The following is a 12,858-nucleotide window of genomic DNA, read 5'->3' on the forward strand; positions in this document are numbered from 1 at the left end:
TAAGATTGGCTTAGGCCTCCCTCCATGATAATATATAACCGGAATTGTTATTTTGGAGTGGGAGGTGGGGATGGGATGATGTATGCGATATTGGTTATTTTACTTGTGCTTGTGCTGGCAGCAGCGGGATTCCTTACATACCAAAACAGCAAGTTGGTGTCTAATCAGAAGAAACTCGGTACTTCATCAGGTGATCCTTCCCTTATGTATTCTATCTTTGACCAATCTAGTGCAGCTGGTGTTGAAGAACCTGAGGCCATTCCGTTATTTCAATACACTGTATTTGCGCGGTCGAATGGAGCGGTTGTTGTGAACAAGCCTGTAGCTTTGATTATTTTGTGCAGAGTTGCAGCGGGAAAAGGGGATTACTTACTGGCTGATGTCGAGCGTAATATGCTTGAGAAGATTAGTAGGCCAATGCCTTTGAATGCGTATTCTGAGCATAAAGCCTACTTACACAGGACGGCTAATCACACAGAAAAAGAGATGATTCTCAATCTAGAGGATGCAGTGAATTTACAATATACATAGAGTAGGGTGAAAGATATTGATTTTTTGCTCTGCGCAAAGCATAATACAAATTTGGATATAAAAAAAAATCAAACAGCCGGAAGCAATCGCGTTTTATGTTAAACACAGCTACCGGCACATTGATTGGTAAAATAATGGATGCCAGTCAGCACTTAGGCATGATATCTCCCTACGGGTGCATTAAGCACCCATTCCAGCATCATGATCATATCTTCAACTCTAGTGAGCTGAGTTTGCAGGTTATCTTGCTGTGGGCTTTTCTCTGTTAATGAAGCTAATCTTGATTCCAGAGATCTGCGCTGCAGTGTCAATTCGTTGATTTTAGATTGAATTTGGTTTTCGGTTCTCATCCGGAATCCTCCTGAACAATAGGTGATTTCAACATCATCATAGATCATTATAACGGATAACATGGGGGTAATAAAATGAGTATCAATGTTAAACAATTAGCCGCGGAAAAAGCAGTGGAATTTGTAAAAGATGGCATGAAGATCGGCCTTGGTACTGGATCTACTGCCTATTGGGCGATCAACAAGCTTGGTGAGCGCGTCAGTGAAGGTCTAAAGATTACCGCTGTAGCAACCTCCCGTGCTTCCGAAGAACAGGCGCGTGAACTTGGGATTCCAATCGTAGCTTTTGGAGATATTGATAGTCTGGACCTGACCATTGACGGAGCGGACGAGCTGGATAGTAGTCTACAGCTTATTAAAGGCGGCGGTGGCGCGCTGCTTCGGGAGAAGATTGTTGCGAGTAACAGTACTCGTATGATCGTTATTGCTGATGAGAGTAAAGTGGTAAACACACTTGGCAAATTCCCGCTGCCTGTGGAAATTGTTCCTTTTGCATGGGAATGGACTGTGGCTGAACTTGCCAAGCTGGGTTGCAATCCTGAATTGCGTCGTAGCGGAGAAGAGCTGTACAAGACAGATAACGGCAATTACATCGCAGACTGCCGGTTCGAAGTCATTGAGTCCGCACCGAAGCTGGCACTGACCATCCAAAGTATTCCGGGAGTTGTGGAACACGGCTTATTTATTGGAATTGCAGCAATGGCTATTGTGGGTAAAAAAGATGGAAGTATTGAAATTATAGAAGCTAAGCCGGGCAATTGATCATTCGTAGATCTGGAGAATCTAGCAGTTTACGGAAGCTGAGAGCATTGACACGGATAGGGCTGACTCTGTATAGTGCTACTGTTATCTATTGGATGTTCATCGGTTTTGGGCGTGAGATCCATACAGGTGGCCCGCTTCAGTACAATTTGATTCCATTACGTACGGTGTCACTTTATTTCGACATGAATAACGGGTTATCGCTGATCAGCCGGTTTGTGAATCTGCTTGGAAATGTTGTTGTGTTTATTCCATTTGGTATACTAATTCCTCTTGCAAAGACACGGCCAATTTCTTGGAAAAGAATCTCTTTATATGCTGTTCCTTGCATCCTGCTTTTGGAGTCTCTGCAAATGCTGCTGCATGTCGGAAGCTTTGATATTGATGATCTATTGTTAAACATGTTAGGGATATGGACAGGTTACTGTATGTTTCGAATCGGGTACAGAAGCAACAGAGAAGGAGGAATGTGAACAATGTTGGTAGATCTTAAATCCCTTATTGGTTCGCCTGAGGTGAACGAGCTGTTGACGTATGCGGTCATTGATGACCCCAACGCGTTGGAGCAGACATCGTCTGAGTACAGCGAACAAGCCGGGCTGCAGTTATATGGCTGGGAAGAAGAAGAACTCCTGCTTGGTCTTGTAGGTTTCGAAGAAACCGAAGACGGTTCTTTGGACATTCGGCATATTGCCGTCTTGCCAGAGAATAGAGGGAAAGGTTATGCACGGGGAATGATTCTGGAGCTGCTCGCTACTCGTCAGCCGCGTTATCTGGTAGCTGAGACTGAGGATGAAATCGCCGCAGATTTTTATCGCAGTCTAGGGTTCATGGTGTACAGCTTAGGAGAGAATGAAGCCGGAATTGAAATGTTAAGATGTGTATACGAAGTTGAAGAGACCGAGGATGAGGACTAAAAAGTCTTTGAAGGTCATAAAATGGCAGGTCGAGAGGAATCTCGGCCTGTTTTTTTTGCGTTTTGCCTTTAAATGCCCGAAAAAAAGCCAATTGACTTTTATAAAAGCAGGTATTATAGTTTGACAATGAAACTGTTCGATAGTTGAACTATATTTTGGAGGTAGGAAGCTTTGGATAACGAAGTGCAACATTGGATCAATCGCTACATGGATGCTTATTTGATTGTGACAAGACAAGTAGCAGCAAGAATTAAAGATAGTATTGCTGCGGAGACAACGAATGATCAGTATCAAATTCTTCGGTTGATTAATGCTCAGGAACAATGTACGTCTACATATCTTGCTGAATCTTTTTGCGTGGGTAAAAGCTCCATTACTGCAATCATTAACAGATTGGTGCAAGCGGGTATAATCGAGCGAACTCGTGACGAGAATGATCGCCGCCAGGTGTATTTGTCGATGTCTGAGCACGGAAAAAAAGTTTTTGAAGCAGCGGAGACGCAGGTACATGAAGTGATTTCCCCGTATTTGTTTCATTTTGAAGAGAAGGATATTGAAATGTTCGTCATGATGTTCGAGAAGCTGGCGAATTTAATTCAGAATGATGATGGAGGGAAGAATCCATGAAGACGATTCTAAAAGCAAGATGGGCGGTTATCGCAATCTGGCTCGCTGTGGCCGTAGTTTTGGTCATGACGGCCCCTTCGTTCTCTGATCTTGTACGTGAGAAGGGGCAGGTTACTGTACCTGATGGCTATTCCTCATCTAGAGCGGCAGAAATCTTAAAGGAAGCGGCGAATGATAAGGGCGGAGAGACACTGCATCAGGTAGCTCTTGTATTCAATAATCCAGAGGGAATCGGAGCCGATGAAACAGCTAGTATCCAGCAGGGCGTTGAGAAGTTGGCTGCGAATAAGGAGACGCTGCAGATCGATTCCATCACCGATTCTTTTTCACAAAGTGAGCTTAAGGAAACGTTGATTGCCAAGGATGGCAAGACGATAATGGTGGCGTTGTCTATCAAGGGCGGAGGAGAGTCTGTCACCGCACTTCCTGATAAAGTGGATGAATTACTCACAGATGTTAAGGCGGATCATTATTTAACCAGTGAGGGTTTGATTACTGAGGATATGATTGCTAGCTCGGAAGCCGGGCTTAAGAAATCGGAATATATTACGGTAGTCTTTATTTTACTTATCCTGTTCGTGGTATTCCGTTCGTTCGTGGCACCGTTTGTTCCGCTACTGACGGTAGGACTCAGCTATATTGTTTCTCAGTCCGTTGTGGCTTTTTTAGTGGACCGTTATGATTTTCCATTATCTACATTTACTCAAATCTTTATGGTTGCGGTCATGTTCGGGATTGGTACGGATTATTGTATCCTGTTAATTAGTCGTTTTAAAGAAGAAATGATGACAGCAGAAGATACCAAAAGTGCTATTATTGCAACCTACCGTAAGGCTGGGGGAACGGTGTTCTATTCCGGACTTGCGGTATTCGTAGGTTTTGTAGCGATTGGATTATCCAAATTCATTCTGTATCGCTCGGCGGTAGCCGTTGCCGTGGGGATTGCGGTTATGCTGCTGGCGCTTGTAACCATTGTTCCATTCTTCATGGCGGTACTTGGCAAAAAGCTCTTCTGGCCTTCACGCGGGAAGCTGGAGCACAGTGAGAGCCGTATTTGGGGAGCAGCAGGTTCTTTTTCCTTAAAAAGACCATGGGCCGCGCTGCTAATTGTTGCAGTAATCGTAGCTCCGTTCCTTGTTACCTATAGCGGAAAGCTGTCCTTCAACAGCTTGGAGGAAATTGGCTCGGAATATGCCTCGGTAAAAGGATTTAACATCATTTCGGATAGCTTCGGGCCGGGTGAATCCATGCCTGGCAAGATCGTAATCAAAAATGATGACCGGATGGATACTTCAGAATATCTTGGACTTGCAGAAAAAATCAGCCGCGAGCTGGAAAAAGTGGACAGCGTAAAATCAGTGCGCAGCATGTCTCGTCCAACCGGAGAGCTGATCAGTGATTTCTTAATCCCGAATCAGGTGGGGACTTTATCTGACGGTCTGGATCAGACCAGTGAGGGACTGACCAAGATTCAAACGGGATTGTCTGAAGCTAGTAAACAGCTGAGTGAAAATGCACCTAAGCTTACAGAGGCTGCTCAAGGCAGCGCTAAGCTGACGGAAGGCACAGCAGAACTGAAAGATGGAATCGTCGCGTTAGGCGATGGGCTGGCACGTATTGAGAGCGGAATAAAAAGCGGCTCAGCTGGTGCAGGAGAGATCAAAGCAGGACTTCAACAGGCAGCTGCTAGTGCCAAGCAGCTTGCGGATGCCAATACGAAGCTGCTGGAGGGATATAAAAAAATCGGCAGCGGTTTAACTGCGCTGGATCAAGGGCTTGGGCAGCTTCCGCAGCAGCTGCAAGGTGTGGCAGAAGCGTTGAAGGGACTTGATGGTTCTTTTAATGGTCTTGAGAGCAGTTATCCGGAAATTCTGCAGGATGTTAATTATCTGACCATTAAAGGCACCGTAACGCAGAGTGGTACTGGGGCTGCTCAGCTGGCAGCGGGTCTTGGGCAGATCTCAGAGCAGCTTAAAGGAGCAGCAGCAGGCTTAAATGAGGCGAATGCTGGCTATGCCAAAGCTTCGGCTGGGCAAACTGCACTCGCACAAGGTTTAGCTAAGCTTGTTGCGGGCATCGGTCAGCTGCAATCTGGGCTGGAGCAGGCCGCAGCAGGTCAAGGACAGATCGTAGATAAAATTCCATCCATTACTAGTGGCCTAGATCAATTGCAAGGTGGACAGCAGCAGCTTGCGGATGGGTTTGGTCAATTAACAGGGCAGATAGGAGCCTTAACTACTGGATTAAGCGACAGTGCAAACGGATTGGAACAAATTACCAGTGGGCTGGGCTCTGCACAAGATTATTTGAATCAGATTCAAGCGGCTAAGGATGATGAGCTGAGTGGATTCTTTGTACCGGCTGAGGCTCTTGAAGCTGAAGGCATAGAGCAGGTATTTAATACCTACTTGTCTGACGACCGTAAGGTAATGACGCTGGATGTAGTATTCACTGAGAATCCATATAGTTCAGAAGCTATTGACAGTGTTGATGATATTCAAGCAGCAGTAGATCGTGCAGTGAAAGGTACGAAGCTGGAAAATGCAGAGTCTGCAATCAGCGGGGTTACAAGCAGCCAGAACGATTTGCGTAATATTTCCAACGAAGACTACACACGTACAGTAATCTTGATGCTGGGTGGGATCTTCATTATCTTGGTGTTGCTGCTTCGTTCAATCGTAATGCCGATTTACCTTATTATTTCTCTTTTGATTACTTATTTTTCAGCATTGGGTGTTACAGAGGCTATATTTGTTCACCTTCTGCACTTTGAAGGGATTACCTGGACAACGCCATTCTTCAGCTTTGTTATGCTGATTGCACTTGGAGTAGATTATAGTATTTTCTTAATGGCCCGCTTTAACGAATATAAAACTTGGGATGTGCGGGAAGCGATCCTGCATGCTATGCGCAATATGGGAACAGTCATTCTTTCGGCGGTAGTTATTTTGGGCGGTACCTTCGCTTCGATGTACCCTTCAGGCGTATTGTCGATGATGCAGATTGCAACAGTGGTGCTTGTAGGATTGGCCTTGTATGCACTAATCTTCTTGCCGTTTTTTGTTCCTGTTATGGTACGGATCTTCGGCCGTGGGAACTGGTGGCCATTTGCGGTCAAACAAAGTGGAGAACCCACTAAACAAGATGTAAACATGTAATCACTCTACACAGCAAAAAACCTCTAGTGTTTGCCTAAATAAATAGGCGGCTAGAGGTTTTTTTGTGAAAATATAAGTACAAAGTTTATTTCATTTTGGCAAAAAAGCTACGTAACGCCCAGCCGCGTTCTTGCCGTTTTTTATATTTGGGTAGCGAACGGTAGATGGCGGTGGATTCGTCGAAAGCACGTTTAGCATCCTCAGTTCTGCCCAATGCTTTGTACATGGAGCCGGCTAAATAATAGGCTTCACTAGAGGAAGACTGAATCTCTTGAAATTGAGTAACGTAATGCAACGCTTTATCGTGATCTGTATGGCGGAAGGTTTCCGCTAACCGAAGATATGGCTGACCATATTGGGCTTTTCGGTTGATTTCTAGACCTCGAAGCATCTGATCTTCGCCTTCTTCCAAAGCGCCCAGCTTAAGATTCACATGACCCAGCTCCACCCAATATTCGGCAGATTGTTCGTAACGGTCTTCGATCTGTAGCAGGATATCCTTGGCTTCCTTGTATTTTTTACGTTCTGACAGATTCCGGGCTAAATCAAATTTAGCAGAAACATCATTTGGATTCAAAGATACTGTTGTGCGCAGCTTGGAGATTTGCCGCACCCGTTTGAAGGGCTTTGTAATACTAGGGAAAATTCCCACGTATCGCCGATCTAAGAAATATAAGATAACAAGCAGGATGAATAAAGCCAGAAAAGGGTTGCCCACTAATCTGAAAAGCATCATAATACCTATAAATTTAAGCATGATTTCCCTCCATGATCATTTGGTTCCGGTATTGCGGTTGAATAAGAGCAGATCTAAGGCAGCGTAATTATATCATAATTCAAACCAATCTGAATCCCGGGATTTAAGATAAACTACAACTTTTGTCAGCTTTATAGCGTCTTAGTGTAATAGAAATAATAATTACAATAATATCATAAGAAGGGAAAATCAAGATGCACTTATTTTCAAGGAAGCTAAGGCTGTTTAGTTTGTTGGTTTGTTCAAGTCTGCTGACTGCATTGTCTGTCCCTCAAGTTATAAGTGCAGCTCCATCACCTGGGAAGTTGGGTGGGATTAAGGAGATTGTTGCTTCGCCTGGTTTTTGGGGTGGAAGCTCTTTTGCGGTGGGAACTGACGGAAATGTTTGGTCCTGGGGGAGTAATGTTTTTGGTCAATTTGCTAATGGTACCGCCGGGCCTGAGGGGTGGACGATTACTCCCCATAAAATAGCTGGGCTTGAACATACGAAACAGCTGGCGATCGGCGAAGCGTACTATGTAGCGCTGAACGAAGACGGCACGGTTAAGGCTTGGGGAGATTATCGGGATAAGAGTGTAGCAGAAGCTGGCAATGGGGCAAGTGCTAAACAACACAAGGTTCTGCTTCCTCAAAGGATCTCAGGAATGAGTGATGTGGTTAGTATATCGTCAGGATTGCATAGTGCATTAGCTTTGAGAAACGATGGAAGTCTACTCCAGTGGAATCCTCCAGAAGCTTCAGATGTGGGCTATACAGAGCTGCCCGCTGCCACTAAGGTACAGGGTTTGAGCGAAGTGAAGTGGATCGGAAGCAGTATTTATCATGCCGCCATTCGAACTAACGGTACCCTGTGGATTTGGAGTGCTATCCCGCAAACAGAGAACACGAATGTGATGAAGAAACCGACCCCAGTTAAGGATTTATACCATGTAAAGTCCGTCTCTATGAGCGATCGCAGTATACTGGCTTTAACCGAGAGCGGGAGCGTCTGGGGAACAATTGACAGCAATAATTATAACGAAGTCACGATGAGCAAGATGCCAGGTCTTACGGATATTGTATCTGTCCAGACGAAAAACGGGTTCAATCTTGTTGGCAATAAAAAAGGAGAATACTGGGTATGGAAAGCTGGTACCTCACTACAAGGTCTGCAAAAGATTACAGCCGTAAAAACGATCTCAAAACTTACGCTGGATTTAGACAACTTTGCAGCTGTTAAAAAAGATGGCACCGTGTGGACTTGGAGTACCCAACCATCAACCGACAACCGTTTAGTTTTTACGCAGCCTAAGTTAATAAAAGGATTGAGTGATCCTGTTTCTTTTGCCATGGGTGAGAATAGTAAGTATGCAGTCCTGAAGGATGGAACAGCTGTGGCTTGGGGAACAAATAGGTTTGGTCAACTCGGAATTAGCGCGGTTGATTCACGTCCTTTTACTATATCTCCTATTTTAAAGCCTGTTACTGTAATTGTAGATGGTCAAAAAATGGATTCCGCACAGTCTGCTATTTTTATGGATGGAAGTGTAAAAGTACCGATTAGGGATGTAGCAGAAAGTCTGGGATATACCCTGTCTTTGGAGGGGGAACTGACGTTGACGAAAGCTGGGAAGAAAATTTCATTACCATCAGCAGAATCCATTAAAGTAAGCTATACTTCTCTAGTGCCAGCAGCGGCTTTGGCCAAAGCTACAGGTCTATCTGCGGAGTGGAATAGTACGCTGTACCAATTAACATTACAAACAAAAAGATGACTTACATTTAACACATATATTAATATTCTGAGGTACAATAAGTGAACTAATCTCAATTTCACCATAATAACCAGTCTGGAGTGATAGGAATGGCTTTTACAATATGTGTGTTTGCCGGATCGAATCCAGGTCTTAACTCTGAATATACGGAAATGGCTAGGGAATTAGGTTATCATATAGCGGCACAAGGCTGTAGGTTGGTCTATGGAGGTTCGCGGAATGGCCTTATGGGACAGGTTGCGGACGGGGTACTCGCTAATGGTGGCGAAGCTGTAGGAATTATGCCAGTGGATCTTTTTCAAGATGAAATCAGACACTCCGGATTGACGAATCTGATTGAGGTCTCTAGTATGCATGAACGTAAGGCGGTAATGAGCGGTATGGCGGATGCTTTTATTGCTTTGCCGGGAGGTCTTGGAACCTTCGATGAGCTATTTGAAATTCTGTGCTGGATGCAGATTGGTATTCATCAGAAGCCTATAGGGCTGCTGAATGTTCGAGGTTATTTTAATCCACTGCAAGCCTTGATCTCCCATAGTGTGGCTGAAGGTTTTGCACCAAAAACTGCACTTCAAATGCTGCATATGAACTCAGAACCCGAATATCTGCTTGAACTGATGAGAGGGCGAGTGGATCATAATAATGATGAGAAGGGGAAAGCAAGGTTCCCGTCTCAGCGCTAGATTCAAGGTTTCCACTGCTCTAAGGTGCGAATAATTGGTTTAGCACGCTATTCAAAATAAGGACGCAAACACTTCACGGTGTCTACGTTCTTATTTTTTTTCTTTTTGTAAAATCATTTAGTAATAGGGGGAAGGCTTATGATTCGAAAATTAGGCTTTGCGGCTGACGACCGTCTGTTAATAATTAATGCCGACGATTTCGGAATAACTAAAGGAACTAATGAAGCTATTGTTAACTTATTTGAAGGAAAAGCTATAACATCCACATCTATTATGATGCCTTGCCCAGACTCAAATGACGCTATAAAGATAATTAATTGGAAAGGAATAAAGAATATTGGAATTCATCTAACGCTAACGAGTGGCGAGAAATATCCGTATCAACCAGTATTCAAAGAAAAAATCTTGAGTAGCTTAATTACGGGGGAAGGGTATTTTCATCAAGATGCCACTCTTCTGGAAAGAAACGCTGCTGATGACGAGATTAGATTAGAGTTAGAATCGCAAATCCAAAGTGCAATCATACAAGACATTGATCCAACTCATCTGGATAGTCATGGGGGGAGTATCATGGGGTTATACACTGGACGAGATTTTATAGAAATAATATTTGATTTGTGTGAAAAGTACCGCCTGCCCTTTAATTTACCTATTAGGATATTAGAACAACCCTTTTTTAATAATGATCAGTTGAGATTGTTTCAAAAAAGAATTTCTTCAGCAAAAGAAAGGGGGATTTTATTAATCGATGATATAATTTCTCTTCCTTACTGTTTTTACCCTGCTGCGGAATATAGCAAAATGAAAATGAGATTAACTGAATTGTTAAAGAATTTAAAACCTGGAATAACACAGTTAACTATACATCCATCTAAAATAACAGATCAATTAATAGCAATAACGAAATGTTATACAGAAAGAGAATTGGAATATCGTCTTCTAAATGATATTGAAATTAAGGAATTGATTATCAATAAGGAGATTAAACTTATTTCGTGGAAAGACATACGTGATTTACAAAGATGTATTTAGCATATTCTAAAAGCTGCACTTTTTCATTTTTTAATATGAATCTGATAAAACTGTTTAAACTTTGGAGAAGCTGGGTAAATAAGCCGTAAGTAACCAAGCAGAAATGCAAATTTCAGGAACATCACGGAAGGAGGTTGAAATCCAATGAATGTGATCGTACATAATCTTATGGCTTACAATCATCAGTTTTTTAGACCTCAGCCCGTGGTCAATCCCAAGCAAGGAAAAGCAGACAAGAAGAGAATGAGTTTCCAGGAAGTTCTGAATGAGAAAATGAAAGCGTACAGCACCTACAACAAAAATTAAAGATGAAAGCTATACCCTATGTCTGTTAAAGAAAGCCGGAACGCGATGATCCTAGAGATCATTGCATTCCGGCTTTCTTTAGGGTCTGACCTCAAAAAATTCGCAGCTCTTGCGTGAGTAGTAAGTCAGATCACTAACTCTAGATTGAATAACAACATCGAAATCAGTGAAGCGGACAACGGTTGCTCCTGAATTTACTAAATGATCGTCCTGAAATACACGAACAGGTAATTTGCGGTCAACGGCTTCTTGGAAATCGCTGTCGCTTAGCAGCGGGCGGTTAATGGGCATGGGTAATAACTCCTTTGATCATGTAATGAAGTAAGAAATAAAAATAGTATACCTGCGGAAGCACAAGAAATCCAATTTAAGATGAAGTACACGTATTCTGTGAGGAACATATTTGGACGAAATTTTATACTCCCTCCTTAGACATAACATAGATATGAATGGTTTCGTAATTATTTCCACCATAAATCGGAAGTTTACCTCCTCAAAAAAAGAATTTAAACCCTGTACACTAATTCTTGTAAGAGAAACCTTTGAAAGGGGTACAGGGGAATGAATAAAGTAAAACACTTGGCGCTATCGTTAGTCGCTATCATGCTCGTAGGTTCACTGGCAGCATGCGGAGGCAACAACGCCGAGAACAACAACACATCAAACAAAAATGCAGGTAACAACGCAGCAAGCACAAGTGAACCTACTAAGGATGAGGGAACAGAACCGGCTGAGAAAATCGAACTTTCTTTCTGGACACTGGGCAACGTGAACTACGAGGATTTAGCGAAGGAGTACACTAAGGAACATCCAAACATTACGATCAAAGTGCAAAATACCGGTGACCAAACCGCTCACCATAATAATTTGACCACTGCTTTGTCGGCTGGATCGGGTGCGCCTGATATTTTCCAACTTGAAATCGGTTTCATGGAACGTTTCATCAACGCTCAGGACAAGTTCTATAACCTGAATGATCTGGGTGCCAAAGATATTCAAGCCAACTATCTGGATTGGAAATGGAAACAAGCTTCTTCCGTAGATGGCAGCTTCCAGCTAGGTCTTCCAACAGATATCGGTCCAACGGTTGTATATTACCGCACAGATTTGGCTGAAGAAGCTGGACTGCCAAGTGATTCAGAAGGATTCGGCGCTGCTATTGATACTTGGGATAAGTTCGCAGCTGTTGCCAAAGCTTTCAAAGAGAAAACAGGCAAACCATTTGTAGACCTTACGGATCTTACCTTTAATGCTTTGCGTGATCAATCTGCTGATGAAATCTATTTCAGCAAAGCTGATGGCAGCTTTATCGGAGATACCAATCCGCAAGTCAAAAAAGCTTATGATTTCACGGTTAAAGGTATTCAAGAAGGCTGGATCAGCAATGTTATGCTCTGGTCTCCTGAATGGGGTCAAGGCATGAACGACGGTTCATTTGCAGTAGTTATGGGACCGGCTTGGATGGCGGGAAATGTTAAGAGTAATGCTCCAGACTCCTCTGGCAAATGGAAAATTGCTCAGCTCCCTGAAGGTGCTGGTAACTGGGGTGGCTCGTTCCTGACGCTGCCAAAAGAAGGCAAACACTCGAAAGAAGCTTATGACTTTATCGCATGGATGGATAACAAGGAAAACCAACTGGAATCTTTCAAAACCAAAGGCCTTATGCCTTCTATTCCTGCCCTGTATGAAGATCCTGCATTCGTAGACTTCAAAGATGATTTCTTCGGTGGACAACAAACCGCTGTAGAATTCGGTAAAGCAGCAAACCGGGTAAAACCTGTATACTACGGACCGCTTCATGACCAAACCGATACTTTCTTCAAAAACGCATTGAAAAATGTGTTGGAGAAAAAAGCAGATCCGACCAAAGAATGGAACGAAGCAGTAAAACAAGCGAAAACATTGGCTGAACGCAGCTAAGATTTCAAGCTTATGAAATTCAATTTCTAGAAGGTCCGGATTCATAGAGTGAAACATTCTC

Annotated in this window: 14 protein-coding genes; 11 read left to right on the plus strand and 3 right to left on the minus strand. The window is 43.2% G+C overall.

Annotated features, from left to right (window positions below):
• The first annotated feature begins 75 nt into the window (after positions 1-75).
• Entirely contained in the window at positions 76-531 is a 456-nt protein-coding gene (locus tag MHB37_RS13605) for a hypothetical protein (RefSeq protein WP_076304174.1), read from the plus strand.
• A gap of 152 nt (positions 532-683) precedes the next feature.
• On the opposite strand, the gene MHB37_RS13610 is transcribed toward MHB37_RS13605, so the two are convergent.
• Positions 684-881 (minus strand): hypothetical protein, encoded by a 198-nt coding sequence (locus MHB37_RS13610; RefSeq protein ID WP_076189897.1) that lies wholly within the window; start codon positions 879-881, stop codon positions 684-686.
• Between the two features lie 81 nt (positions 882-962).
• Here MHB37_RS13610 and rpiA point away from each other — a divergent pair, with 81 nt between their 5' ends.
• The 5 genes from rpiA to MHB37_RS13635 all read left to right on the plus strand — a co-directional run bounded on the left by rpiA (position 963) and on the right by MHB37_RS13635 (position 6,345).
• Positions 963-1,643 carry a ribose-5-phosphate isomerase RpiA gene (gene rpiA / locus MHB37_RS13615; protein WP_139330165.1) on the plus strand — a complete coding sequence of 227 codons (681 nt, stop codon included), beginning with the start codon at positions 963-965 and terminating at the stop codon, positions 1,641-1,643.
• Between the two features lie 47 nt (positions 1,644-1,690).
• On the plus strand, positions 1,691-2,116 hold the full coding sequence (locus MHB37_RS13620; RefSeq protein WP_139329837.1) for a VanZ family protein: 426 nt from the start codon (positions 1,691-1,693) through the stop codon (positions 2,114-2,116).
• A gap of 3 nt (positions 2,117-2,119) precedes the next feature.
• Positions 2,120-2,560, plus strand: a complete 441-nt coding sequence (locus MHB37_RS13625) for a GNAT family N-acetyltransferase (protein WP_076125920.1) — start codon at positions 2,120-2,122, stop codon at positions 2,558-2,560.
• 171 nt (positions 2,561-2,731) lie between these two features.
• Positions 2,732-3,187, plus strand: coding sequence for a MarR family winged helix-turn-helix transcriptional regulator (locus MHB37_RS13630; RefSeq protein ID WP_038570382.1), 456 nt, complete (start codon positions 2,732-2,734; stop codon positions 3,185-3,187).
• Entirely contained in the window at positions 3,184-6,345 is a 3,162-nt protein-coding gene (locus MHB37_RS13635) for an MMPL family transporter (RefSeq protein ID WP_405169496.1), read from the plus strand. Before MHB37_RS13630 ends, MHB37_RS13635 begins: the two co-directional genes overlap by 4 nt.
• A gap of 85 nt (positions 6,346-6,430) precedes the next feature.
• Here MHB37_RS13635 and MHB37_RS13640 read toward each other — a convergent pair whose 3' ends face one another.
• A complete protein-coding gene (locus tag MHB37_RS13640) occupies positions 6,431-7,102 on the minus strand; it encodes a lipopolysaccharide assembly protein LapB (RefSeq protein ID WP_076183453.1) in 672 nt (223 codons plus the stop codon).
• A gap of 194 nt (positions 7,103-7,296) precedes the next feature.
• Here MHB37_RS13640 and MHB37_RS13645 point away from each other — a divergent pair, with 194 nt between their 5' ends.
• The 4 genes from MHB37_RS13645 (at position 7,297) to MHB37_RS13660 (ending at position 10,877) form a co-directional block, all read left to right on the plus strand.
• Entirely contained in the window at positions 7,297-8,856 is a 1,560-nt protein-coding gene (locus MHB37_RS13645) for a hypothetical protein (RefSeq protein WP_405169497.1), read from the plus strand.
• 89 nt (positions 8,857-8,945) lie between these two features.
• Positions 8,946-9,539, plus strand: a complete 594-nt coding sequence (locus MHB37_RS13650) for a TIGR00730 family Rossman fold protein (RefSeq protein WP_076125930.1) — start codon at positions 8,946-8,948, stop codon at positions 9,537-9,539.
• A gap of 138 nt (positions 9,540-9,677) precedes the next feature.
• The gene (locus MHB37_RS13655) at positions 9,678-10,571 is read left to right on the plus strand and encodes a polysaccharide deacetylase family protein (protein WP_341171756.1); all 894 of its coding nucleotides are present in this window, start codon (positions 9,678-9,680) and stop codon (positions 10,569-10,571) included.
• 144 nt (positions 10,572-10,715) lie between these two features.
• Complete coding sequence (locus MHB37_RS13660) at positions 10,716-10,877, plus strand: hypothetical protein (protein WP_172628809.1); 162 nt, start codon at positions 10,716-10,718, stop codon at positions 10,875-10,877.
• A gap of 78 nt (positions 10,878-10,955) precedes the next feature.
• On the opposite strand, the gene MHB37_RS13665 is transcribed toward MHB37_RS13660, so the two are convergent.
• Entirely contained in the window at positions 10,956-11,168 is a 213-nt protein-coding gene (locus tag MHB37_RS13665; RefSeq protein WP_076125931.1) for a hypothetical protein, read from the minus strand.
• 270 nt (positions 11,169-11,438) lie between these two features.
• Between MHB37_RS13665 and MHB37_RS13670 the strand changes: the two genes are divergently transcribed.
• Positions 11,439-12,797 (plus strand): ABC transporter substrate-binding protein, encoded by a 1,359-nt coding sequence (locus MHB37_RS13670; protein WP_076218205.1) that lies wholly within the window; start codon positions 11,439-11,441, stop codon positions 12,795-12,797.
• Positions 12,798-12,858 lie beyond the last annotated feature (61 nt).

It is taken from the genome of Paenibacillus sp. FSL H3-0286 (genome assembly GCF_045040705.1).
GTDB lineage: Bacteria > Bacillota > Bacilli > Paenibacillales > Paenibacillaceae > Paenibacillus_AQ > Paenibacillus_AQ odorifer.